The following is a 22,360-nucleotide window of genomic DNA, read 5'->3' as shown; positions in this document are numbered from 1 at the left end:
TCGGCGCCGACTCTGAGGAGGTCGCCGAGGTCCGTCGTGCGGGAGGTCAGCTCAGTGGTGCCCGCAGCGGCCAGTCGCCCTCGAGGACCACCTGGGCGGCGCGCCCGGAGGCGAGGTCCACGACGAGTGGTGCGAGCAGGTTGGCGGTCGGCTCGGCGTGGTGGGGGCCGGCGGGGTGCACCACGACGAGCACGGTGTGCCCGGCGTCGGTGCCGTCGGCCCGCAGACGAGCCGCGGTGGCGGCCACGTCGGGCGTGTAGCCGCTGAAGAACGCGTCCGGTGCGACGACGAACAGTCGCAGAGGAACCCCGGTGTCGTCGGTGCTGCGCAGGGCGAACAGCGCGCCGGCGTCGTCGAGCGCGTCGAGCTCGAGCGTGTCGTGCGCCGGCAGGCCGGGCAGCGGGTCGACGAGCGTGAGGAGTGCGGGCACCGCGTCGGTGCCGCGGGTGGTCCGCACGGGGAGCGTGGTCGAGGTGCGCACGGTGGGCGCCTCCTTCGTCAGGGTGGCGGCGCTCATCGCAGGTAGTCCAGGAGCGTGGGCTGCAGCACCTTGGCCGTGGCGCCGAGGGCGCCCTTGTAGGCGACCTCCTGGGCCTGCAGGTCCAGGATGATCGCGGCGAGGTCGACGTCCTCGATGGCGGACAGCTGCGTGGTGAGCGCGAGCTGCCGGTCGGCCAGCGTGGACTGCGCGGTGAGCACCTGGTTGTGCCGGGCACCGACGGAGGCGACCTGGGTGAGCATCGCGTCCTTGTGCGCGTCGAGCTCGTCGAGCGAGCCCGTGGGGTCGCCTCCGGCCCGCAGCTGCGTGGCGATGTCGTCGAGGAGCGCGAACACCGAGGTGGCGCCTTCGCCGAAGACCGCGGCGCCGTCGGCGTCGACGCGGACCTCGACGGCGTCGCCGACCGTGCGCTCGACGGGCGGCGTGGTGCCGGCCACCGTGCCGGTGAAGGCGTAGGTGGTCTCGTCGAAGGCGTAGCCGGCGTTCGAGGTGCCGGCGAAGACCGTGCGGCCCAGGTACGTGGCGTTGGACTGGCTCAGCAGCTGGGCCTTGACGCCGTCGATCTCGGCGGCGAGGGCCTCGCGGGACTGCGCCCCGAGGGCCGCGTCACCACCCTGCACCGTGAGGTCGCGTGCGCGGCGCAGGGCTGCCAGCGACGTGGTCAGGGCGCTGTCGACCGTGGTGAGCCAGGCCTCGGCGTCGGTGGCGTTCCGGCCGAACTGGCTGGCCGTGCGCTGGTCGCTGCGCAGCCGGAGCATGTCGGAGGCCGCCGCCGGGTCGTCGGACGGCGCGTTGACGTTCTTGCCGCTGGACATCTTGGTCTGCAGGTCGGCCATGGACCGCAGGTTCGTCTGCAGGTTGCCCAGGGTCGACCGTTGCACGGTCAGGTGGGTCACTCGGGGAATCACTGGTCACTACCTCCCGACCACGCCGGTCCGGTTGATGAGGGTGTCGAGCATCTCGTCGATGGCGGTCATCACCCGGGCGGCACCTTCGTAGGCGCGCTGGAAGGCCAGCATGTTGACCGTCTCCTCGTCGGTGTCGACGGAGGCCTGCGAGAGCTGCTGGGTGGCGGCGTTGGTGCGTGCCGCCTCGGCCACGGTGTGCCGTGCGGTGGCGCTGCCGGCGCGGCTGCCCAGCTCGACGACGGTGGCGCTCCACTGGGCGTCGGGACCGGCGGGGGAGGCGCCGAGTGCACCGATCTTGGTGCCGATGGACCCGTCGAGCGCACCGAGGTTCGCGCCACCCACCGCGATGTCGGCGGGGCCGGCGACCGCGATGGTCAGGCCGAGGGCCGCCGGTGTGCCCGGCGCGAGGGAGAAGAAGTCGCTGCCGGTGGTACCGGCGATGGTGTACCCGCTCTGGTGCAGCGAGTTGACCTGGCCGGCGATCGTGGTGGCGAGCGCGTTGTACCGGGCGGCTGCCTCGGCGAGGATCCCGCCGGTGCCGCTGGCGTCCGCCGGTGCGAGCACGGACAGCTGCCCGCCCACGGTGCCGCTGCTGAGGCCGGCGGACACGCCCGGGCGGTGCGCCCACTCCACCGAGACGCCGACCGGCGTGGTGGGGTCGGTGGCCTGCGCGAACGTCGTGGCGCCGGTGACCGCGAGCGTGTGGACGGTGGTGCCCGAGACGAGAGCGTTGCCGCCGACCAGGACGTCGATCTGCCCGTTGTCGCGCACGCTGGCCACGCCGCCGACCAGCTCGGACAGCTGCGTGACGTACAGGTCGCGCTGGTCCATGAGCTCGTTGGCGTTGCCGCCCGCGTTCTGGATGTTGAGGATCTGCTTGTTCAGGTCGGCGACGTTCGCCCCGATGGTGTTCGCCTCGGCGACGGCACCGACGGTGCTGGTGCGAGCCTGCTCCCACTGCGTCTGGGCGGCGGTGTACAGCGAGGCGAGTCGGTCGACGACCGCGGTGGAGGTCTCCATCACCACGGCGCGGGCGGAGTCCTTGTTCGGCGTGTTGCCCAGGTCCTGCCAGGCCGACCACATGCTGCTGAGCTGGGTGGCCAGGCCGGTCTTGGCCGGTTCGCCGACGGACTTCTCGAGCGTGGAGTACGCGGTGGCGCGCACGCTGAGGTAGGCGGTGGAGGAGGTGGTCACGCGCACCTGGGCGTCGAGGAAGCTGTCCGCGAGGCGGGCGACGCCGTTGACGCGGGTGCCGTTGCCGACGCCGTCCGAGGTGGAGAACATCGAGGCGACCACGGCGGTGGGCTGGGAGACCATGGTGGCGCGCTGGCGCGTGTACCCGACGGTGTTGGCGTTGGCGACGTTCTGGCCGGAGACCTCGAGGGCCTGGCGCTGGGCGATCAACGAGCTCAGCGCGGTGCCGAGTCCGGAGAAGGTGCTCACGGGGTGGTGCCTCCTAGATCGAGCGGTCGAGCAGCTGGGCGAAGACCTCGCCGTCGTGGCGCTGACCCGTGCCGTCGTAGGTGTGGACGGTCTCGTGCAGGGTCATCAGGGTTTCCTGCGTGGCCCGGTGCGACATGGCCAGGAGCTCGCGGTTGCCGTCGGCCAGCTGCGAGATCTCGGCGGTGAGGACGGCGAACGCGTCGCGGTGCGCGCGCAGCAGCTCGTCCCAGGGTGCCGGTGCGTGGTCGGCGAGGACGCCCAGGCTCGTGCCGGGGTCGATGCCGAGCTGCTGGGCGACGGCCTCGGCCTCGACGGCCCGGCCGAGCTCGGCGTCGCGGATCTCGGCGAGCACCTGCTCGACCTCGCGGGTGGCGTGGGCGAGCCAACGGGTGCGTCCGCTCGTGAGGAGCAGCTGCTCCTCCTCGAGCTTGAACAGCAGCAGCTCGAGGAGGTGGCGCTCCTGCCACAGCACCTCGGACAGCCGGTTCAGAGCCATCGTCGTCCCTTCTCCTGCGTGCGCCGCTCGGGTCGCCGACCGGTCGTTCCCTGCCCATCGGGCCTTGCGTCCGGTTGCTGACGAGTTCGGTGAAGGAAGTTGCGGGCGTGGGGGTTCTGCGGCGGAATCACGCGGTGCGGACCGTCGCTGAACTGGACGTACGTCCGGGTAGCAGCACATCGACGGGGGAGACCAAGGAGAATCCTGTGTGATGTCCGTCACACAAGGTGAGCCCGGTCCACACGCCTATGGGTCACGCTGGGCGATTCGCCGACCGGGTACGTCCGGATTGCCAACGATGGGATTCACCCGGCCCCGAAAACTGGCTGTTCCCGCGAAGAGCCTTCGTGCTCAAGACTGCCGCCATGGCAACCGACCACCGACCTGTGAGCAACGTGAAGCAGAGCCGGAACACCAGCGAGGCGAGCGCCGAGAGCGACGCTCTCGTCCTCGCCAACCTTGCGCTCGTCGGCTACCACGTCAGCGAGCTCCTGCACCGCGTCCCCCCGACGGTCTCGCGCGACGAGCTGGCCTCCGCCGGCTCCCTCGCGCTGGTGCTGGCAGCCCGCGCCTACGACCCCTCCACCGGGGTGCCGTTCGCCCGCTACGCCGCGCTGCGCATCCGCGGTGCGCTCGTCGACGAGCTGCGCTCCATGGACTGGGCGTCCCGCGGCGCCCGGCACCGGGTGCGCGAGCTGGCCGCCACGTCCGAGCGGCTCACCGCCGCCCTCGGCCGCACCCCCTCGCGCGTCGAGCTCGCCGAGGCCCTGGGCTCCGACGTCGAGACCGTCGACCGGGCCCGCCAGGACGCCGAGCGTCGCGTGCTGTCCATCGACGCCACCGAGCACCCCGTCGCCGACCTGGTCCGCGACGAGTCGCCGAACCCCGAGGAGGCGCTGCTCGTCGACGAGCGCCTGCGCTGGCTCGGTGCGGCCGTGCACACCCTGCCCGAGCGCCTGCGTTTCGTCGTCGAAGGCCTGTTCCTGCAGGACCGGCCCGTGGCCGAGCTCGCCGACGAGCTGGGCGTCACGCAGTCGCGGATCAGCCAGCTGCGCACCGAGGCGCTCACGCTGCTGCGCGACGGCATGAACGCCGGCCTCGACCCCGACCTGGTGCCCGCCGCGAGCCGTCCCGACGGCGTCGCCGAGCGTCGTCGTCAGACCTACTTCGCCGCCGTCGCCGCGCGGGCCGCCCTGGCCCCCGCTGCGTCGATGACCGCCGGGCCCGGCGTCGTGCCCACCCAGCGCGGGACCGACATCGCCGGCGACCGCGTGATGGGCCGCGAGGCCGAGCTCACCGCCTGACCGCCCTCCCTCTGCCCACCCGGGCGTGCCGCGTCGCTCACAACGGCGTCGGACCGGCCGATCGGGTGACGGGGTGCGTACAGGACGTCCCCGGGAGGGAGTCCTCGTGCGCCAGCAGGCCGTGACCGTGTCCGCGGTGCTCATCGTCAAGGACGAGGAGGCCGTGCTCGCCGCGTGCCTGGAGTCCGTGGCATGGGTCGACGAGATCGTCGTGTACGACACCGGCTCCACCGACCGCACGCGCGAGATCGCCCGCGAGCACACCGACATCGTCGTCGAGGGCTACTGGGACGATGACTTCGCCGCCGCCCGCAACAGGGCCCTCGCGCACGCCACCTCCGACTGGGTCCTGTCCATCGACGCCGACGAGGTGCTCGAGGCGGACCCCGCGCGGTTCCGGGCGCAGCTCGGGCGCCAGGGGATGTCGCTGCACTCGGTCATGGTGCGCGGCACCCAGGGTGCCGCCCTGCCGCTCTCGCTCGCGCGCGGTGACGCGGACGTGCCCGTCGCCCGCGTGTTCCGCCGCACCGAGCACACCTGGCGCGGTGCGCTGCACGAGCAGGCGGTCCGCGTCGACGGGAAGCGTCCCGTGCTGCTGCCCCTGCTCGACGTCGTCCTGCACCACTCCGGGTACCAGGCCGACGTCGTGGCGGAGAAGGGCAAGGCCGAGCGCAACGTGCAGCTGGCCCGCCACGAGCTCGACAGCGCCGTGCGTGCCGGCCTCGCGCCGGCCGAGCTGGAGGAGCGCCGCGAGCACCTGGCGCGGTCCACCGTGCTCACCGGCCGGCACCGTGAGGCGCTCGACCTGGCCGACCAGGTCGCCGGACCCGACGGGTTCCTCAACCCCCGGCACGCCGTGATGCTCGCGCAGGCGGTGCTCCTGTCGGCCGAGGCGCTCGACGACGAGGATGCCTACGACCGGTGGCTCACCGTCTGGGAGACCCACGACCACACGCCCTGGCCCGCCCGGGCCGCCCGCGCCCGGCGCGCCGCCGCGAAGGGCGACGCGGCCGCCGCGCTCGCCGCGCTCGAACCCGTGCCCACCACCTCCGTCGACGCCTTCGGAGAACGCTTCGAACGGGTCGGCTCGGTGACGGTGGAGGTGTGGGCGCTGGCCACCCTCGGGCGCACGCGGCGCGCCGGCCAGGTCGCCCTCGACGCCGCCCGCCGCGGGGTCGCACCCGGCGCCCCCGCCGGGCTCGTGCAGCTGCTCGGCCACGAGCGCACGGTCGCGGTCCTCGGCGCGCTCGACGACCGGCTGTGGCGTGAGTACGCCACCTGGTGCGTCATGGCCGCCGACAGCGACAGCCTGACGTTCCTCGACTGGATGCACGAGGTGCGCCCTGCGGACCCGACCGTGCTCGGGTCCGTCGCCCTGCTGGCCCCCGTGCTCAGCCTCGAGGCGGCCGCCCGCTGGGCCATGGTCCTGCGAGGAGCAGGGGCAGGGGAGCAGTGCCCGCTCGTGCAGATCTGCCTGGACGACCGGCAGGACCCGCGGCAGCGGGCGCTGGCAGGCGCGCTCGCGTTCAGCGCGTACGGCGACGAGCGCGGCCTGAGCGGGCTGGAGCAGGCGCTCGCGCTCGTGCAGGACCAGGACACCGCTGCGCTGCTGTCCGAGCTGCAGGTCGTCGCGCCAGGGCTGGTCACCGCCGGCGCCGACGACCCTGCAGCCTGAACGAGAAACTCGTCCGAGAACTTCTCAACAGCCTCCCGGCAGCGCCGATGGAGGGGGTGTGCCCACGGAAGGGCTGCTCTGACCCGATTCAAGGAGGACGTTCATCATGGGTCTCTCGATCAACACCAACATCGCGGCGCTGAACTCGTACCGCAACCTGACGAACACGCAGAACGACCTGAGCAAGTCGCTCGAGAAGCTCTCCAGCGGCCTGCGCATCAACCGCGCTGCTGACGACGCTGCCGGCCTCGCGATCTCCGAGGACCTGCGTGCCCAGATCGGTGGCACCAAGCAGGCCGTCCGCAACGCGCAGGACGGCATCTCCGTCGTCCAGACCGCTGAGGGCGCGCTCACCGAGACGCACTCCATCCTGCAGCGCATGCGCACCCTGTCGGTGCAGGCGTCCAACGAGGGTGGCCTGTCCGGCACCGCCAAGGACAACATCAAGGACGAGATGGACCAGCTCAAGACCGAGCTGACCCGTATCTCCGAGACCACGCAGTTCAACGGCACCAAGCTGCTGGACGGCAACTACTCCGGTGTGTTCCAGGTCGGCGCCAACAACTCGGCGCAGGACAAGATCACGGTCGACGTCAAGACGGCCAACGGCAAGGGTCTCGACACGGCCGGTCTGGGCCTCGCGGGCGTCGACGTGACGGCCGTGGCGTCCAACGCCATCTCCGCGACGGCGACCAACGCCGTGGCCGGCACCGCCGGCGAGCTGTCGACCGCGGGCGACTTCACCGCCGCCGCGTCGTTCGACGCGCTCAACGGCACGATCTCCGTCGGCTCGAAGAGCCTGGACCTCACCTCGGTCACCTACGCGACGACCGACACCGCGGCCCAGCGTCTCGTCAAGCTGCAGGCGGGCCTGGACAAGGCGTTCGGCACCGGTACGGTCACGGCCGCCGCGTCGGGCACCACCGACCTGGTCTTCACCGGCACCGCCCCGGCCGCCGGTGCGACCGCCGCCGAGGTCGCTGCGGCCTCCCCGGTGTTCACGCAGGCCTCCGGTGCGAACGAGGCGATCGACCTGATCGACTCGGCCATCACCGAGGTCTCCAAGGTCCGTTCGGGCCTCGGCGCCGTGCAGAACCGCTTCGACCACACCATCAACAACCTCAACGTCGCGGTGGAGAACCTGTCCGCGTCGGAGAGCCGGATCCGTGACACGGACATGGCCTCGGAGATGGTGTCCTTCACCCGCTCGCAGATCCTCTCGCAGGCCGGAACGGCGATGCTCGCGCAGGCCAAGTCGCTCCCGCAGAGCGTGCTGCAGCTGCTCCAGTGAGCCGCGGGTCACCCCACCGGGTGACCCTCGACCCCCGATGAGCTGACCGACCGGCGGTGGGTGGACGACCGTCCGCCCGCCGCCGGTCTGCTGTACCGGCACCACCGCAGTACCTGATCCACCTGCACCGCGCCGCCGGCGCACGACGAAGGACGAGGCATGGCGACCGGAATCGACGGGTACGTGTCCGGGCTCGACACCACGAGCCTGATCAACAGCCTCATGGCCGTCGAGGCGAACCAGCAGACGCTGCTCAAGACGAAGCAGTCGACCGCCTCCACGCTGGTCACCGCACTGCAGACCCTGAACACGAAGGTCGCCTCGCTGGCCACCGCCGGCACGACCGCGTCGACCGCGGCCTCCTGGGCCAAGGCGAAGGCCACCAGCTCCGACACGACCGTCACGGCCACCGCCTCCACGTCGGCCCAGCCGGCCTCGCTGAGCTTCCGGGTCACCGCCGTGGCCGCCGCGCAGACCTCCCTCGCCTCGGTCCCGACCGACTTCTCCGGCTCGCCGACCTTCACGATCACGCACGGCACGGGCCCCGACGCCACGACGTCGACCGTCACCGCGCAGAGCACCCACATCGAGGACATCGTCGCCGCGTTCAACGCCGACGGCACCGGTGTGAAGGCCTCGGCCATCAACGTCGGGACCTCGGCGGTCCCGGTCTACAAGCTGCAGCTCACCGGCGCCGAGACCGGTGCCGCGAACTCCTTCACCGTCGCGTACACCAAGGACGACAACGGGACCCCGGCGCAGGCCGCGCTCGGCCTGACCACGACCACCGCCGCGTCCGACGCATCGCTCACGCTGTTCGGCGGCACCGCCGCCGAGGCCACCGTGACGTCCGCCTCGAACGTGTTCACCGGCCTGGCCACGGGGGTCGACGTCACGGTGTCCGCCGTGACCGCCGCCGACGCCGCCGACGTCAAGCTGACCGTCGCGCGCGACACGTCGAACGCCAAGTCGATGGCCTCCGCGCTCGTCAGCAACCTCAACGTGGTGCTCTCGGAGATCTCCTCGCGTTCCGCCTCGACGAACGGCACCGCGGCCGACGGCACCAAGATCCTCAAGGGCGGGCTGTTCGCCGGGGACTCCGCGATCCGCCAGCTGCGGCAGGACCTGCTCGAGAAGGCCTCGCTGCCCGTCGACGGCGTCTCGCCGTCCACGATCGGTCTGGTCATCAACAAGGACGGGACGTTCACGTTCGACGACGCCCTGTTCAGCAGCGCGCTCGCCGACGACCCGGCCAAGGTCCAGTCCATCGTCAGCGGTGTCGCCGAGCGGCTCGCCTCGACCGCGACGACGGCCTCGAACGCCACCAACGGCACCCTGACCCTGAACATCCAGGCCCAGCAGGGCGTGGTCAAGGACCTCGACCAGCGCATCGCCGACTGGGACGACCGGCTCGCGGTGCGTCGGGAGTCGCTCACCAGGATCTACACGAACCTCGAGGTCTCGTTGTCGAACCTGCAGGCACAGTCCACCTGGCTCAGCGGCCAGCTCGCCTCGCTGACGTCGTCGACGTCCTCGAACTGACCCGTCGACCGGTCCGGCCGCAGAGGGGAACACCATGAACGACGTCCGCCAGCGCTACCTCACCGACGCCGTCCAGACCGCCGGGCCGACCCGGCTGCTGACGATGCTCTACGACCGGCTGCTCGTGGACCTCGACCGTGCCGAGGCGTCCTTGCAGGTCGGTGACCGCGGCGCGGCGTCGCAGTGCCTGGTGCACGCCCAGGACATCGTCGGCGAGCTCATGTCCAGCCTCGACACCGACGCGTGGGACGGCGCCGAGCAGCTGCTGTCGCTGTACGGGTTCGTGCTCACCGAGCTGGTCGAGGCCAACGTGCGCGCCGACGTCGAGAAGGTGCGCGCGTGCCGCGCCCTGGTCGCCCCGCTGGCCTCCGCCTGGCACGAGGCCGCCGACCAGGCCCCCGCCACCCCCGCACGCGGACGCTCCGTCCCCCAGTTCGCCGCAGCCGGGGGTGCCGACGACGGCTCCGGCCTGCTCGGCGTCGGCTGACGGACATGGCCCGCGCGCGCGGCACCGGTGCCGCCTCCCTCGTCGCAGCCGTCGCGCCCGCGGCGACCGTCGAGACCTTCCTCGACCGCACCCCCCGCCCCCCGGCTCCCGCGCACACGCCCCGGCCGGACGAGGCCTGGGACGCGGCGTGGTCGCGTGCGCTCGACGCGCTCGAGCTCGACGTCGAGCAGGTCGAACGGGACCTGGTGCACGCCCACCTCGTCGAGGCCGACGCACTCGCTGCCTCGACCCCCTGGCAGCCGCCCGCAGGGCTGGGCCCGCTGCCGGCCTCCCTGCGTGACCGCGCCCAGGCGGTGCTCGACCGTCAGCTGGATCTCGCCCGGCGCACCGCCGAGGCGCTGGTCGCCTCCCGGCGGCACGCACAGGCCTCCCAGGCGCTGCGCCCGCGTCAGGTCGAGGTGCCCGTGTACCTCGACACCGACGCCTGACGGGCCGCGCTCCAGCCACCCCCACCGGGTTGTCCCGGTTCGTGGTGCGCCGTTCGGGTGATCCGTGGTTCCACCCGCGAAAACGGCTCAGGACGTCTCACGACGTCTCACCCCCGGTCGATGGGGGGACTGAGCACGGATCGCTCGCCAACCAGGCCACGGATAGGCCGCACCGCACTGCACCTGGGTGAGGGGCCTCGTCATGGGCTTGTTCGACTCCGTGGGCTACAGCGCGCTCAACAGCGCGCTGGACGGCCTTGCGCTGCGCCAGCGCGTCATCGCGGACAACATCGCCAACGTCCAGACCCCCAACTACCACGCGCGACGCGTGGCGTTCGAGGAGGAGCTGACCCGTGCGGTCAGCCAGGGCTCGGGATCGGTGACCGCCACGGTCGCCCGCTCCCTGGAGCCCACCCGCGAGGACGGCAACAACGTCAACCTCGACACCGAGACGCTGCTCAACGTCGACACCAACCTGCGGTACCAGCTCGCGACGCAAGCCGTCTCGGGCACGTACTCGTCCCTGCGCACGGCGATGAGGACCAACTGACATGACGATCTTCGGCGCCATCGGCATCGCCAGCACGGGTCTGACCGTGCACCGCAAGTGGCTCGACGCGGTCTCCGACAACCTGGCCAACGCGAACACCGCGACCCGGACCTCGGAGGACGCTTTCCAGCAGCGGTACGTCGTCGCCCAGGAGATGGCCGGCGACACCGGCGGCGTGCAGGTCAAGGAGGTCCTGCTCGGTTCCGCGGAGGGCCGCCTGGTCTACGAGCCCGCGAACCCCCTGGCCGACGAGGACGGGTACGTGAAGTACCCCGACCTGGACATGTCGAGCCAGATGACCCAGCTGATCATGGCCCAGCGCGGCTACCAGGCGAACGCCGCGGTGGTCGACCGGGCCAAGGAGACCTACCAGGCAGCACTGCAGATCGGACGCTCCTGATGAGCATCGCCATCCCCGCCCTGGCCGGTGTCACCGGCGTCGCCCCCACCCAGTACCTGCAGGCGGCCTCCGCCGCGGACCCGGTGGCTGCGGGCACCTCCGGTGCCGACTTCGCCTCGGTCCTGTCGTCCGTCGACGGGCTGCAGGCCGCGCAGTCGAACGCCCAGAACCTGGCCGTGCAGGCCGTCTCCGGCGACCTGGAGGACGTGCACGACTACACCGTCGCCGCCTCCGAGGCGTCCCTCGCACTCGAGCTGACCGCCGCGGTCCGTAACAAGGCCGTCGACGCGTTCACCGAGATCATGCGGATGCAGGCCTGATGCCCGCCCAGGTCCAGGCGGCCCTCGACCGCGTCACCGGTGCCGTCAAGCAGTTCACGCTCGCGCAGCGCACGCTGGCCCTCATCGGCCTGGCCGTGCTCGTCCTGGGCGGCTTCGCCCTCAGCAGCTGGATGTCGCGCCCCACGATGAGCCCGCTGTTCAGCGGACTGTCCGGCACCGACGCCAGTGCGGTCGTCGACCAGCTCACCGCCGACGGCGTGTCCTACGAGCTCGCCGACGGCGGCACCACCGTGCTGGTGCCCGCCGACGCGCTGTACGCCGAGCGCATCAAGCTGGCCGCCGCGGGCCTGCCCGCCAACGCCGACGGTGGCGGCTACTCGCTGCTCGACGAGATGCCCATGACGTCCTCGGAGTTCCAGCAGCAGACCACCTACCAGCGGGCCCTCGAGGGCGAGCTGGCCAAGACCGTCGGCGCGATCGAGGGTGTCGAGGCCGCCACGGTGCAGCTGGCCGTGCCGCAGGAGACCGTGTTCGTCTCGGAGAAGGCCGACCCGACCGCGTCGGTGTTCATCCGCACCCGTGCGGGCGTCGAGCTGAGCTCCGACCAGGTGCAGGCGATCGTCCACCTGGTCTCCGCCGGTATCGAGGGCATGAAGACCACCGACGTGGCCGTCATCGACTCCACCGGCAAGGTGCTCTCCGCCGTGGGCACCGGCACCACCGGTCTGCCCGGCTCCGACACCAACGACTACGAGGCGCGGGTCACCGCCGCCGTGCAGAGCCTGCTCGACTCCGTCGTCGGGGTGGGCCGGTCCGCCGTGACCGTCACCGCGCAGGTCAGCACCGCCGACAGCCAGAAGACCGTCGAGGAGTTCTCCGCGACGCCGAACACCCCGCCGCTGGCCTCCTCGACCACCAAGGAGCAGTACACGGGCTCCGGCTCGGGTGCCGCGGGCGTGCTCGGGCCGGACAACATCGCGGTGCCCTCCACGGACGGCACCGGCACGTACAGCTCGGAGAGCACCGACCTGCAGAACGCGGTCAACAAGTCGACCGAGGTCATCACCCAGCCCGCCGGTGCCGTGGCACGCCAGTCCGTGGCCGTCGTGGTGGACGCCGACGCGGCCGCCGCGCTCGACATGGCCGAGCTGACCACCACGCTGGCCGCCGCGGCCGGTATCGACACCGCCCGTGGCGACACCATCGCCGTGCAGCGCATGGCGTTCGACACGACCGCCGCGGCCGCAGCGCAGGAGGCTCTCGACGCAGCCGACACGGCTGCCGCGGCCGCCGCGCAGCGCGACCTGATCAAGCAGGGCGCCATCGCCGGTGGCGTGCTGCTCCTGGTGATCATCATGGCCATCGTCCTGGGCCGCCGCTCGCGCCGGGCCCGCCGTGAGGCGCTGGACCTGGGCGAGCTGCAGGTCGACCCCGTCGGCGACCTGCTCGGCCTGGACGACGAGGACGACCTGCCGGTGCTGCCGCCGGCGCCGGCCCCCATGAACGACCCGCTGGTGCTCAAGCGCGCCGAGATCAGCGCGCTGGCCACCGAGCAGCCCGGTGAGGTCGCCGACCTGCTGCGCGGCTGGCTCGCCGGCTCCGGATCGGGGCGTCGCTGATGGTCGCCCTGAACGGCACGCAGAAGGCCGCCATGCTGCTGCTGCAGCTGGGCAAGGAGAACGCCGCACGCGTCATGTCGCAGCTCGACGTCATCGAGATCGAGGAGCTGTCCGCCGAGATCATGCGCCTGGAGCGCGTCGACCAGGGGCTGGCCGACGCCGTGCTCGAGGAGTTCTACGACGTCTCGCTGCTCGGCCCCGGTGTGGGCGGTGGCGCGGGCATGGCCCAGCACCTGCTCGAGGCCTCGCTCGGCCGCGACCAGGCGGCGGGCGTCATGGAGCGCCTGCAGACGTCGATGGCCGGTCAGCCGTTCGAGTTCCTGCAGCAGGCCGACGCCCGACAGGTGGTCTCGCTGCTCAACGGCGAGCACCCGCAGGCCGTCGCCCTGGTGCTCGCGCACCTGCGCCCGGACCACGCCTCGGCGATCCTGGCCGGCCTGCCCGGCGAGATGCAGGGGGACGTGGCGCACCGCATCGCGCTCATGGAACGCGCCTCGCCGGACGTGGTGACCGTGGTCGCCGAGGCGCTGCAGCGCAAGGCCTCGACCGTGCTCGCCCCGCGTGAGCTGGCCGCCGTCGGCGGTGTGCAGCCGCTGGTGGAGATCATCAACCGCGCCGACCCGACCACCGAGAAGCTCATCCTCGAGGGCCTGATCGCCCGCGACGAGGCCCTCGCCGAAGAGGTCCGCAGCCGCATGTTCGTCTTCGGCGACATCGTGCTGCTCGAGGACCGGGCCATGCAGCTCGTGCTGCGGCAGGTGGAGACCTCCGAGCTGTCGGTCGCGCTCAAGGGTGTCGCCGAGGAGGTCCGCGACAAGATCCTGCGCAACCTGTCCGAGCGTGCGCGCGAGAACCTCATCGAGGAGATCGACCTGCTCGGCCCGGTGCGTCTGTCGCAGGTCGAGGACGCCCGTGCCGGCATCGTCCAGGTGATCCGTCGCCTGGAGGAGTCCGGCCAGATCGTCATCCGGCGCGAGGGCGAGGACGAGTTCGTTGCGTGAGGACCACGGCTTCGTGCCCGCCCGCCCCGTCGCCAGCGCAGCCACGGTGAGCCTGCGCGGCGCCTTCGAGGTGCCCGCCCAACGCCGGGCACCCAGTGCGCTCGTCACCGCTGGGACCCCCGGCGCCACGTCGGTCGAGGAGTCCGACGAGCGACCGCTGGCCCGGGTGCTGCCGTTCCGCGCCGCGCCCGTCACCGCCCGCACCGGCCAGGGTGTCGACGAGAGCGCCCGCGCCCAGGGGTTCGCCGCCGGGTACGCGGCCGGCTCCCGCGAGGCCGCCCGGGTGGCCGCCACCGAGGCGCAGGGCGTGGCAGCCCTCGTCGAGCAGGCCGCGGCCCGTCGCGCCGCCGAGCACACGCGTGCGCTGGAGGTGCTCGCCGCGGCGGCCGCCGCCGCACAGGCCCGCACCCAGCCCGTGCTGGACCAGGTGGAGCGTCGACTGCACCTGGCCGCCGTCGAGCTGGCGCAGGCGCTGCTGGGTGTCGAGCTCTCCGACGCCGAGCGGGCCGGGCGTGCCGCGCTGGCCCGTGTGCTCGGCAACCCTCGCCTGCCCGCCGCCGTCGACGTCCACCTGCACCCGCGTGACCTGGAGGCGCTGCGCGTCGCCGGTGTCGACGCGACCCTCGCCGAGGGCGTCGTGCTGACCCCGGACCCCTCGCTGGCCCCCGGTGACGCCGTGGCCGAGCACCCCGACGGGCTGCTCGACGCCCGGCTCGGGGAGGCGCTCACCCGTGCGCTCGACGCCCTGCTGGACCCCTCATGATGATGAGCGCGCTCGCGATGACGGCGCCCCTGACCAGCACCGCCCCGGACCAGCCGTGGGCGGCGGCCCTCGAGGCGGCCCGCCCCGAGGTCGTCGGGCAGGTGCGGGCGATCGTCGGCCTGGGCATCGAGGTCGTGGGCACCGGGGCAGCCGTCGGTGAGCTCGTGAGCATCGGTGAGCACCCCGACCAGGTGCTCGCGGAGGTCGTGGCGACCTCGGCCGGGACCGCCCGCTGCATGCCGCTGGGACCCACCCGTGGGCTCAAGGCCGGGCTGCCCGTCAAGCCCTCGGGCCGGTCGCTGCACGTGCCCGTCGGTCCTGCGCTGCTCGGTCGGGTGCTGGACGGCCTGGGTCGTCCCATCGACGGCAAGGGGCCGCTGCGGGCACAGGCGTGGCTGCCCGTCGACGGCCACGCGCCGCACCCGCTGGACCGTGCCCGTGTCGACCAGCCGCTCGACCTGGGCGTGCGCGTGCTCGACACGCTCGTCACCGCCGGCCGTGGCCAGCGCCTGGGCCTGTTCGCCGGCTCGGGTGTCGGCAAGTCGAGCCTGCTGTCGATGATCGCGCGCGGCACGGACGCCGAGGTGTCCGTCATCGCGCTGGTCGGCGAACGTGGCCGTGAGGTCCGCGAGTTCCTCGAGGACGACCTCGGACCCGAGGGCCTGGCCCGGTCCGTCGTGGTCATCGCCACGTCCGACCAGCCGCCGCTGGTGCGGCTGCGCTCGGCGTTCGTGGCGACCCGGATCGCCGAGCACCTGCGCGACCAGGGCACGCACGCGGTGCTGATGATGGACTCCTTGACCCGTGTGGCCATGGCGCAGCGCGAGATCGGCCTGTCGGTCGGCGAACCCCCCGCCACCCGCGGGTACCCGCCGAGCACCTTCGCGATGCTCGCCCAGCTGCTCGAGCGTGCCGGCACCGGCCCGACCGGTTCGGTGACGGGCCTGTACACGGTGCTCGTCGACGGCGACGACCACAACGAGCCGATCGCCGACGCCGCCCGCTCGATCCTCGACGGCCACGTGGTGCTCGACCGCCGCCTGGCGGTCTCGGGGCACTTCCCGTCGGTCGACGCGCTCGGCTCGATCAGCCGCGTGGCCTCCCGTGTGACGACCGCCCCGCAGCGCGACGCCGCCCGGCGCCTGCGCTCGGTGATGGCCGCGCGCCGGCAGGCGCAGGACCTGCTCGACGTCGGCGCGTACGTGGCCGGCTCGAACCCGCTGGTCGACGCCGCGGTGACGCACGGTCGTGCGATCGACGCGTTCCTGCAGCAGGGCATGGACGAGCGGTCCACCGCGGCCGACGCCTGGGGCCGGCTGTCCGCGCTGGTCGCCGAGCTCGGAGACCTGACATGAGCCGCCTGTTCCCGCTCGGCGGGTTGCTGCGCCTGCGCGGCATGGCCGAGGACCGGGCCGCCGCCGAGCTGGCGGGCGCGCACTCGCGCCACGACCGCGCGCAGACCCGTGCGCTGCAGACCGAGGCGATGCTGCGCGGCACCGCGATGCCCGAGGGGGTCGACCTGACCTCGTGGCGTGCCGTCACCGCCAGCCGAATCGCCCTGGGCGCGCTGCTGGTGGAGCGCGAGGACGAGGCCGCCCGCGCGCTCGGTGACGTCGACGTGTGCACGCAGGCCTGGTCGCACGCACGCCGGGAGACCCGTGCGCTCGAGCGGCTGGCCGAGCGGCACGAGGAGACGGTGCGCCTGGAGGAGAACCGCGCCGAGCAGCTGGTGCTCGACGAGGTCGCCGGCCGGGCCCGCACACCGGGCCTGGGCGCCGAGGACCCCGCCGAGGGGGGCGCACCGTGAGGACGCGCAGCACGAGGCAGGCATGGACCGAGCCGGCAGGCAGCAGCCGCCGGCACCGTACGCAGGCGGGGGACCCGATGAGCCAGACGTGGGCACACGCACCGCACCGACCGGAGGTGACCGCATGAGCACCGTCGCCGTGGCACCGAGCCCGAGCACGACACCCTCGGCCTCCCGGCAGGCGGCCCGGCCGTCGTCCGGGGGAGACTTCGCGCAGACGTTGGCCGCCGAGCTCGGCGCCCGTCCGGCCGACCGCGCCGCGGAACGCCCGGTGGACCGCAGTGCCGACCGCAGTGCCGACCGCCGTGCCGACGCCCGCACCGAGGGCGCGGAGCGCGGGGCGGGCACCGAGGGCAGCACGCCCACGGACACCGCTGCCGACGCGGACAGCACGGGCACCGGGACCGACCGCCCGGCGCAGCCCACCGCCGACCAGGCGCAGACCACCACCGCCGCGGCACCCACCGTGGACCCCGCGGCCCAGCTGGTGCCGGCGGTGCTGGTCGCCGCCGTGAACGCCTCGACCGAGGCCGCCGCGGCCGCGACACCCGCTGCCGCATCGACCGACGGCGGGCCCGCCGCCACCGTGGCCGGCACCGTCGCCGCGGTCACCGGCGCATCGAACGACGACCCTTCCACCGCGGCCCTGGTCGGGACCGCCCCGGCTGCCGAGGCCACCCCGACCGCCCCCGCCCCGGCACCGGTCGGCGCGCCCGTCCCGGCCGACGCGACCACGGACGCGACCGGGGCGTCGGCACCGACCTCCCCGGCCCCGGCCGCGAGCGCGTCCCCGACGACTGCCCGCGCGCAGAGCACCGTCGACGGCGCGGACGCGGCCGGTGCACCGGCAGGTGCCGCCACCGCCACCGAGCGCCCGGCCGTCGAGCCGGCGGCGACTCCCGTGCCCGGTGCGGACCGGGCGAGCACGTTCCCGGTCGTCGTGCCCTCGACGACCGCGCTCGACACGGCCCGGCCCACGGCCGCCCCCGTCGCGCCCACCGCCACCCCTGCCCCGGCCCCGTCCACGCCGTTGCCGCTCGCCGACCAGCTCGGTGCGCGGCTCGCCTCCGTGGGTGCGCTCGGCCAGGGCAAGCACGTGCTGAGCGTGCCGATCGACCCCGAGAACCTGGGACCGGTCCGGGTCGTCGCGCACATCACCGCCGACCACGTGCGCGTCGAGCTGGTCGGTGCGACCGAGGCGGCACGGGACGCGCTGCGCCAGTCGCTGACCGACCTGCGGCGCGACCTCGCGGCGCACGGGCTGCAGGTCGACCTGGGCTCGGGTGACGCGACGTCCGACCAGGCCGGGTCCCGGACCGGCGCGCAGGCGGGCACCGGCACCGACGACGGATCGGGTACCGACCCGTCCGCCGGCCCCGCGGCACGCGGCAACCGCCCCGCCACCGACGCTGCGCCGACCGCGCAGCCCACCCCGATCCGCGTGCCCACCGGCGCGCTCGACGTCGTCATCTGACCCGGAGGACACCCGTGAGCACCGACATCCCGGTGTCGTACCTGACCACCACGCGTCAGACGGCGACGAGCACCGACACCCCCAACGAGCTCAGCTCGCAGGACTTCCTGGAGCTGATGATCGCCCAGCTGCGCAACCAGGACCCGAGCTCCCCGATGGACTCCTCGGCCCTCATGCAGCAGACCACCCAGATGTCGACGATGGAGAGCCTCATCGAGCTCACGTCGACCTCCCGCGAGCAGTTCGCGGTCTCGATGCGGATGGCCGCGGCCAACCTCGTCGGGCAGACCGTCAGCTGGGCCGACGCCGACGGGGTCGCCCAGACCGGGGTCGTCGACTCCGTCTCCTACGCCGGCGCGGTGCCCACCGTGCTCGTCGGCGGCAAGGAGATCGCCCTCGACTCCGTCGCCTCCGTCAAGCGCACCACCTCGACCACCACCGCCTGACAGACCCACCCCCGAAGGGACAGAACCATGCTCCGCTCACTCTTCTCCGGCATCAGCGGTCTGCGCAGCCACCAGACCATGCTCGACGTCACCGGCAACAACATCGCCAACGTCAACACGACGGGCTTCAAGTCCTCGCAGATCCAGTTCCAGGACACCCTGAGCCAGATGCTGCAGAACGCCGGTGCGGCGCAGACCGGCGCGGGCGCCGGTGGCACCAACCCGGCGCAGGTCGGTCTGGGTGTGCGCGTCGCGGGCATCACGACGAACTTCACGCAGGGTGCCTCGCAGCTGACCGGCCGCAGCACCGACATGATGATCCAGGGCGACGGGTTCTTCGTGGTCCGCAAGGGCGCCGAGACGTTCTACACGCGTGCCGGTTCGTTCGACTTCGACGCCACCGGCCAGATGGTGCTGCCGGGTGACGGCGCGCTCGTGCAGGGCTGGGCGGCCGTCAACGGTGTCATCGACACCAACGGCCCGGTGAGCGACCTGCGGGTCCCTGCCGGTTCGGTCATGGCGGCCGTGGCCTCGACGGGCGCCACCTACGAGGGCAACCTGGCCTCCGACGCGGCGACCGGCACCGTCATCGAGCGGACCATCGACCTGTATGACGCCACGGGCGCCGCCCGCGAGCTGAGCCTGACGTTCACCAAGTCGGCGACCGGCTGGAGCCTGGACGCCAGCGACGGCACGACGACCGTCACGCCCGGTGCGATGACGTTCGCCGCGGACGGCTCGCTGACCAGCCCGACCACCTTCGCCGTCGGCGGCGTCACGGTCGACATCTCCACGCTCACGGGCTTCGCCGGGCTGGACACCGTCAAGGCCAAGACGCAGGACGGGCAGGCGGCCGGCGTGCTGCAGTCGTTCGCGCTGGGCGCCGACGGCACCATCACCGGCTCGTTCTCCAACGGCCTCAAGCAGACCATCGGCCGCCTGGCCATGGGCTCGTTCACCAACCCGGCCGGTCTGGCCAAGGCCGGTGGCTCGCTGTTCAGCACGTCGGTGAACTCGGGCGACGCGCAGATCGGCGCCGCCGGCACCGGTGGCCGCGGCACGCTGGCCGGCGGTGCGCTGGAGATGTCGAACGTCGACCTGTCCAGCGAGTTCACCAACCTGATCGTCGCCCAGCGTGGCTTCCAGGCGAACTCGCGGGTCATCACGACCTCCGACGAGGTGCTGCAGGAGCTCGTCAACCTCAAGCGTTGACGTGAGTAGCTGATGGGACTGGAAGGGGTCGCTGCGATCTCGCAGCGCATGTACGAGATCCGTTCGCTCGTCGAGGGGTCGACGCTGTCGGCCACCTCGACGACGAACGTCACCAGCTCGAGCGCGTCGAGCGCCTCGGGCACGTCGAGCAGCTCGGGGACGGCGTTCGCCGCGGCGCTCGCCGAGGCCGTCACGGGCGGGTCCTCGACCCGCCTCAACGGCGACGGCGTGCCCGTCGAGCTCGCCGCGTACGGCAACGGGAAGATCCCCGCGTCCGCGCTCGCACAGGTGGGCACCACCGGGCACCGCCTGTGGGCGCCCGCCGCCGAGAAGCTCACGCAGCTGATCGCCGGCGCGGCCGCCGACGGCGTGACCATCGGCATCACCGACTCGTACCGCTCCTACGAGGCGCAGGTCGACGTGGCCGAGCGCAAGGGGCTGTACAAGAACGGCGGCCTGGCCGCGGTGCCCGGCACGTCGGACCACGGCTGGGGCATGGCGGTCGACCTTGCGCTCGACGACACCGCCCAGGCGTGGATGCGTGAGCATGCCGACGAGTATGGATTCACCGAGGACACCCCCCGCGAACCGTGGCACTGGGGCTTCCACGGCTGATCGGGACGGACCGCTCACATCGAAGAGCGGTCCGCCGATCGGAGGGGTGCAAGGGCCCACGGACGGGCCCGGGCGGCGTACGCCGCTGCAGGACTGTGACCAGGGACGGGACCAAGCCGTGATCGTTGTGACGCGCCTCAACGGGGGCCAGTTCGGGGTGAACCCGGACCTCGTCCAGCGCATCGACAGTGCGCCCGACACCATCCTCACCCTCATCGACGGGTCGAAGTTCATCGTCGAGGAGTCGATGCAGGAGGTGATCGACCGCGTGAACGAGCACCGTTCGCTGCTGCTGGCCCGCGCCCGCGAGCTCAAGGCCGAACCGCGCTTCGAGGTCGTGCAGGACCAGGACGACGACGGCGCCGAGGACGAGCATCCGCTGGCACCCGCGGTGCCGCTGCGTCCGAGGAGCCGCTGATGGACCCCGCAGGCATCATCGGGCTGGTCCTCGGCTTCGGTGCGATCTTCGGCGCCCTGCTCCTCGAGGGCGCCGACCCCATGTCGATCTTCCTGCCCGCACCGCTGCTGCTGGTGTGGGTGGGCACGATCGGTGTGGGCATCGCCGGCCACACCATCAAGGACGTCATCGAGTCGTTCGCCGCGGTGCCCCGGGCGATGCGCAGCAAGGCGCCGGACCCGTCCGCGACGGTCGAGACGGTCGTGTCGTTGGCCGACCGGGCCCGCCGTGAGGGTCTGCTCGCGCTCGAGGACGCCGCCCGCACCATCGACGACCCGTTCCTGCGCAGCGGCCTGCAGGCCGCGATCGACGGGACGGACCCGGAGGACCTGCGGATCATCCTCGAGGACCGCATCGCCACCAAGCGCACGCGGGACCGCGTGCACGCCAAGTACTTCGCCGACATGGGCGGCTACGCCCCCACGATCGGCATCATCGGCACGGTCATCTCGTTGGTGCACGTGCTGGAGAACCTGGCCGACCCGTCCGCGCTGGGCCACTCGATCGCTGCGGCGTTCGTCGCGACCCTGTGGGGCATCTTGTCCGCCAACGTCGTGTGGCTGCCGATCGGCGCCCGCATCCGGCGCATCTCCGACCTGGAGTGCACCCAGATGGAGGTCACCCTCGAGGGTCTGCTGGCCGTCCAGGCCGGCGCCAACCCGCGTCTGGTCGGCGAGCGGCTGCGCAGCCTGCTGCCCGACGACGGCAAGGCCAAGGAGGAGAAGGCCGCATGAGTGGGCACGCAGGGGGTGGACGTGGTCGGCGCCGGGGTGGCGGCCACGAGGAGGAGCACGTCAACCACGAGCGGTGGCTGGTCAGCTACTCCGACATGATCACCGTGCTGATGGCCTTGTTCATCGTGCTGTTCGCGATCAGCCAGGTCGACCAGGAGAAGTACATCGCGCTGCGCGAGTCGCTGTCGGCGGGGTTCGCCGACATGGGGTCGCCGTCGGTGCTGGACGGCACCACCGGGACGCTCGACGGTGAGTCCATGGCGCAGGCCAACCCTGCCCCGGGGACCGCGGGCATGGTCGACGCCGACCTGGGACTGGGCGAGCAGGGCGCGAACCCGCAGGTGGCGCAGACGCAGGCGCAGGTGGACGCCGCGACGATGGCTGCCGCGCAGGCCGAGGCCTCGCACCTGCAGGAGATCCGTGACCAGATCGCCACGATGCTCGCGCAGAGCGGGCTCGACGGCGCGGTGCGGTTCCGCATCGACGACCGGGGCCTGGTGATGGGTCTGGTCGCCGACGACGTGTTCTTCGCGCCGGAGAGCGCGGACCTGACCGACACCGCACGTCAGGTGCTCGACGTCGCCGCACCCACCATGCGGGCCATCAGCGAGGAGATCTCGGTCGAGGGCCACGCGAACACGCTGCCCGTCAGCGGCCGGTACGCGACCAACTGGGAGCTCTCGGCCGACCGGGCCACGCAGGTGCTGCGGCACCTGGTCGAGCGCGCCGGCATGCCGGCGAACCGCATCAGGTCGGTCGGCTACGGGGACACCCGGCCGCTCGTGGCGGGCACCGACGAGGCGGCGATGACCCAGAACCGCCGCGTCGACCTCGTCATCCTCAGCAGTGCACCGGACACGGTGCGCGCGCTGATCCCCAGCATCGCGAACGGGACGGAGCAGTAGCC

General features: G+C 72.7%; 25 protein-coding genes. 21 read left to right on the top strand and 4 right to left on the bottom strand.

Features of this window, described 5'->3' with window-relative positions:
- Nucleotides 1-46 precede the first annotated feature (46 nt).
- From ACTHAM_RS04885 to flgN, 4 genes are read right to left on the bottom strand one after another with little or no spacing between them, the layout of a single operon-like run.
- On the bottom strand, nt 47-517 hold the full coding sequence (locus tag ACTHAM_RS04885; protein ID WP_440684930.1) for a flagellar assembly protein FliW: 471 nt from the start codon (nt 515-517) through the stop codon (nt 47-49).
- Nucleotides 514-1,395 (bottom strand): flagellar hook-associated protein FlgL, encoded by an 882-nt coding sequence (gene flgL, locus ACTHAM_RS04880; protein WP_440684928.1) that lies wholly within the window; start codon nt 1,393-1,395, stop codon nt 514-516. Before flgL ends, ACTHAM_RS04885 begins: the two co-directional genes overlap by 4 nt.
- Nucleotides 1,396-1,413: 18 nt before the next feature.
- Complete coding sequence (gene flgK, locus ACTHAM_RS04875; protein ID WP_440684926.1) at nt 1,414-2,850, bottom strand: flagellar hook-associated protein FlgK; 1,437 nt, start codon at nt 2,848-2,850, stop codon at nt 1,414-1,416.
- A gap of 13 nt (nt 2,851-2,863) precedes the next feature.
- Nucleotides 2,864-3,346, bottom strand: a complete 483-nt coding sequence (gene flgN / locus ACTHAM_RS04870; RefSeq protein WP_440684924.1) for a flagellar export chaperone FlgN — start codon at nt 3,344-3,346, stop codon at nt 2,864-2,866.
- Nucleotides 3,347-3,711: 365 nt separating this feature from the next.
- On the opposite strand from flgN, the gene ACTHAM_RS04865 reads away from it, so the two are divergent.
- The 21 genes from ACTHAM_RS04865 (at nt 3,712) to ACTHAM_RS04765 (ending at nt 22,358) form a co-directional block, all read left to right on the top strand.
- A complete protein-coding gene (locus ACTHAM_RS04865) occupies nt 3,712-4,650 on the top strand; it encodes a sigma-70 family RNA polymerase sigma factor (protein ID WP_440684922.1) in 939 nt (312 codons plus the stop codon).
- A 106-nt stretch (nt 4,651-4,756) separates the two neighbouring features.
- A complete protein-coding gene (locus ACTHAM_RS04860) occupies nt 4,757-6,325 on the top strand; it encodes a glycosyltransferase family 2 protein (RefSeq protein ID WP_440684920.1) in 1,569 nt (522 codons plus the stop codon).
- Between the two features lie 106 nt (nt 6,326-6,431).
- Complete coding sequence (locus ACTHAM_RS04855; protein ID WP_440684918.1) at nt 6,432-7,616, top strand: flagellin N-terminal helical domain-containing protein; 1,185 nt, start codon at nt 6,432-6,434, stop codon at nt 7,614-7,616.
- Nucleotides 7,617-7,775: 159 nt separating this feature from the next.
- The gene (gene fliD, locus ACTHAM_RS04850; RefSeq protein WP_440684916.1) at nt 7,776-9,158 is read left to right on the top strand and encodes a flagellar filament capping protein FliD; all 1,383 of its coding nucleotides are present in this window, start codon (nt 7,776-7,778) and stop codon (nt 9,156-9,158) included.
- A gap of 34 nt (nt 9,159-9,192) precedes the next feature.
- Complete coding sequence (fliS, locus tag ACTHAM_RS04845; protein ID WP_440684914.1) at nt 9,193-9,645, top strand: flagellar export chaperone FliS; 453 nt, start codon at nt 9,193-9,195, stop codon at nt 9,643-9,645.
- 5 nt (nt 9,646-9,650) lie between these two features.
- Nucleotides 9,651-10,094 (top strand): hypothetical protein, encoded by a 444-nt coding sequence (locus ACTHAM_RS04840; RefSeq protein WP_440684912.1) that lies wholly within the window; start codon nt 9,651-9,653, stop codon nt 10,092-10,094.
- A 208-nt stretch (nt 10,095-10,302) separates the two neighbouring features.
- Complete coding sequence (locus tag ACTHAM_RS04835) at nt 10,303-10,644, top strand: flagellar basal body rod protein FlgB (RefSeq protein ID WP_440685095.1); 342 nt, start codon at nt 10,303-10,305, stop codon at nt 10,642-10,644.
- A 1-nt stretch (nt 10,645) separates the two neighbouring features.
- The gene (gene flgC / locus ACTHAM_RS04830; RefSeq protein WP_440684910.1) at nt 10,646-11,044 is read left to right on the top strand and encodes a flagellar basal body rod protein FlgC; all 399 of its coding nucleotides are present in this window, start codon (nt 10,646-10,648) and stop codon (nt 11,042-11,044) included.
- Nucleotides 11,044-11,364, top strand: coding sequence for a flagellar hook-basal body complex protein FliE (gene fliE, locus ACTHAM_RS04825; protein ID WP_440684908.1), 321 nt, complete (start codon nt 11,044-11,046; stop codon nt 11,362-11,364). The genes flgC and fliE overlap by 1 nt, the downstream gene beginning before the upstream one ends.
- Nucleotides 11,364-12,944 (top strand): flagellar basal-body MS-ring/collar protein FliF, encoded by a 1,581-nt coding sequence (gene fliF / locus ACTHAM_RS04820; protein ID WP_440684906.1) that lies wholly within the window; start codon nt 11,364-11,366, stop codon nt 12,942-12,944. The genes fliE and fliF overlap by 1 nt, the downstream gene beginning before the upstream one ends.
- Nucleotides 12,941-13,945, top strand: coding sequence for a flagellar motor switch protein FliG (gene fliG, locus ACTHAM_RS04815; RefSeq protein WP_440685093.1), 1,005 nt, complete (start codon nt 12,941-12,943; stop codon nt 13,943-13,945). Before fliF ends, fliG begins: the two co-directional genes overlap by 4 nt.
- Complete coding sequence (locus tag ACTHAM_RS04810; protein ID WP_440684904.1) at nt 13,938-14,708, top strand: FliH/SctL family protein; 771 nt, start codon at nt 13,938-13,940, stop codon at nt 14,706-14,708. Before fliG ends, ACTHAM_RS04810 begins: the two co-directional genes overlap by 8 nt.
- 2 nt (nt 14,709-14,710) lie before the next feature.
- A complete protein-coding gene (locus tag ACTHAM_RS04805; protein WP_440684902.1) occupies nt 14,711-16,063 on the top strand; it encodes a FliI/YscN family ATPase in 1,353 nt (450 codons plus the stop codon).
- A complete protein-coding gene (fliJ, locus tag ACTHAM_RS04800; RefSeq protein WP_440684900.1) occupies nt 16,060-16,515 on the top strand; it encodes a flagellar export protein FliJ in 456 nt (151 codons plus the stop codon). The genes ACTHAM_RS04805 and fliJ overlap by 4 nt, the downstream gene beginning before the upstream one ends.
- Before the next feature lie 124 nt (nt 16,516-16,639).
- Complete coding sequence (locus ACTHAM_RS04795; RefSeq protein ID WP_440684898.1) at nt 16,640-17,989, top strand: flagellar hook-length control protein FliK; 1,350 nt, start codon at nt 16,640-16,642, stop codon at nt 17,987-17,989.
- 14 nt (nt 17,990-18,003) lie between these two features.
- Nucleotides 18,004-18,435: a flagellar hook capping FlgD N-terminal domain-containing protein gene (locus ACTHAM_RS04790; protein ID WP_440684896.1), complete on the top strand. Its 432-nt coding sequence runs from the start codon at nt 18,004-18,006 to the stop codon at nt 18,433-18,435.
- 27 nt (nt 18,436-18,462) lie between these two features.
- Nucleotides 18,463-19,647 carry a flagellar hook protein FlgE gene (locus tag ACTHAM_RS04785; protein ID WP_440684894.1) on the top strand — a complete coding sequence of 395 codons (1,185 nt, stop codon included), beginning with the start codon at nt 18,463-18,465 and terminating at the stop codon, nt 19,645-19,647.
- Nucleotides 19,648-19,659: 12 nt separating this feature from the next.
- Nucleotides 19,660-20,262, top strand: coding sequence for a M15 family metallopeptidase (locus tag ACTHAM_RS04780; RefSeq protein ID WP_440684892.1), 603 nt, complete (start codon nt 19,660-19,662; stop codon nt 20,260-20,262).
- 118 nt (nt 20,263-20,380) lie between these two features.
- Complete coding sequence (locus ACTHAM_RS04775; protein WP_440684890.1) at nt 20,381-20,680, top strand: flagellar FlbD family protein; 300 nt, start codon at nt 20,381-20,383, stop codon at nt 20,678-20,680.
- Nucleotides 20,680-21,453 carry a motility protein A gene (locus ACTHAM_RS04770; protein WP_440684888.1) on the top strand — a complete coding sequence of 258 codons (774 nt, stop codon included), beginning with the start codon at nt 20,680-20,682 and terminating at the stop codon, nt 21,451-21,453. The genes ACTHAM_RS04775 and ACTHAM_RS04770 overlap by 1 nt, the downstream gene beginning before the upstream one ends.
- The gene (locus ACTHAM_RS04765; RefSeq protein ID WP_440684886.1) at nt 21,450-22,358 is read left to right on the top strand and encodes an OmpA/MotB family protein; all 909 of its coding nucleotides are present in this window, start codon (nt 21,450-21,452) and stop codon (nt 22,356-22,358) included. The genes ACTHAM_RS04770 and ACTHAM_RS04765 overlap by 4 nt, the downstream gene beginning before the upstream one ends.
- Nucleotides 22,359-22,360: the final 2 nt, after the last annotated feature.

It is taken from the genome of Cellulomonas soli (genome assembly GCF_052036975.1).
Lineage (GTDB): Bacteria > Actinomycetota > Actinomycetes > Actinomycetales > Cellulomonadaceae > Cellulomonas > Cellulomonas soli_A.
This window is presented reverse-complemented; position numbering and strand designations above follow the sequence as displayed.

Excerpts from the sequence above, each read along its gene's own strand:
- ACTHAM_RS04885 (WP_440684930.1), bottom strand. The coding sequence starts at position 517 with ATGAGCGCCGCCACCCTGACGAAGGAGGCGCCCACCGTGCGCACCTCG.
- flgN (WP_440684924.1), bottom strand. The coding sequence starts at position 3,346 with ATGGCTCTGAACCGGCTGTCCGAGGTGCTGTGGCAGGAGCGCCACCTC.
- ACTHAM_RS04865 (WP_440684922.1), top strand. The coding sequence starts at position 3,712 with ATGGCAACCGACCACCGACCTGTGAGCAACGTGAAGCAGAGCCGGAAC.
- ACTHAM_RS04855 (WP_440684918.1), top strand. The coding sequence starts at position 6,432 with ATGGGTCTCTCGATCAACACCAACATCGCGGCGCTGAACTCGTACCGC.
- fliD (WP_440684916.1), top strand. The coding sequence starts at position 7,776 with ATGGCGACCGGAATCGACGGGTACGTGTCCGGGCTCGACACCACGAGC.
- fliS (WP_440684914.1), top strand. The coding sequence starts at position 9,193 with ATGAACGACGTCCGCCAGCGCTACCTCACCGACGCCGTCCAGACCGCC.
- ACTHAM_RS04840 (WP_440684912.1), top strand. The coding sequence starts at position 9,651 with ATGGCCCGCGCGCGCGGCACCGGTGCCGCCTCCCTCGTCGCAGCCGTC.
- flgC (WP_440684910.1), top strand. The coding sequence starts at position 10,646 with ATGACGATCTTCGGCGCCATCGGCATCGCCAGCACGGGTCTGACCGTG.
- fliE (WP_440684908.1), top strand. The coding sequence starts at position 11,044 with ATGAGCATCGCCATCCCCGCCCTGGCCGGTGTCACCGGCGTCGCCCCC.
- fliF (WP_440684906.1), top strand. The coding sequence starts at position 11,364 with ATGCCCGCCCAGGTCCAGGCGGCCCTCGACCGCGTCACCGGTGCCGTC.
- ACTHAM_RS04805 (WP_440684902.1), top strand. The coding sequence starts at position 14,711 with ATGAGCGCGCTCGCGATGACGGCGCCCCTGACCAGCACCGCCCCGGAC.
- fliJ (WP_440684900.1), top strand. The coding sequence starts at position 16,060 with ATGAGCCGCCTGTTCCCGCTCGGCGGGTTGCTGCGCCTGCGCGGCATG.
- ACTHAM_RS04795 (WP_440684898.1), top strand. The coding sequence starts at position 16,640 with ATGAGCACCGTCGCCGTGGCACCGAGCCCGAGCACGACACCCTCGGCC.
- ACTHAM_RS04785 (WP_440684894.1), top strand. The coding sequence starts at position 18,463 with ATGCTCCGCTCACTCTTCTCCGGCATCAGCGGTCTGCGCAGCCACCAG.
- ACTHAM_RS04780 (WP_440684892.1), top strand. The coding sequence starts at position 19,660 with ATGGGACTGGAAGGGGTCGCTGCGATCTCGCAGCGCATGTACGAGATC.
- ACTHAM_RS04770 (WP_440684888.1), top strand. The coding sequence starts at position 20,680 with ATGGACCCCGCAGGCATCATCGGGCTGGTCCTCGGCTTCGGTGCGATC.
- ACTHAM_RS04765 (WP_440684886.1), top strand. The coding sequence starts at position 21,450 with ATGAGTGGGCACGCAGGGGGTGGACGTGGTCGGCGCCGGGGTGGCGGC.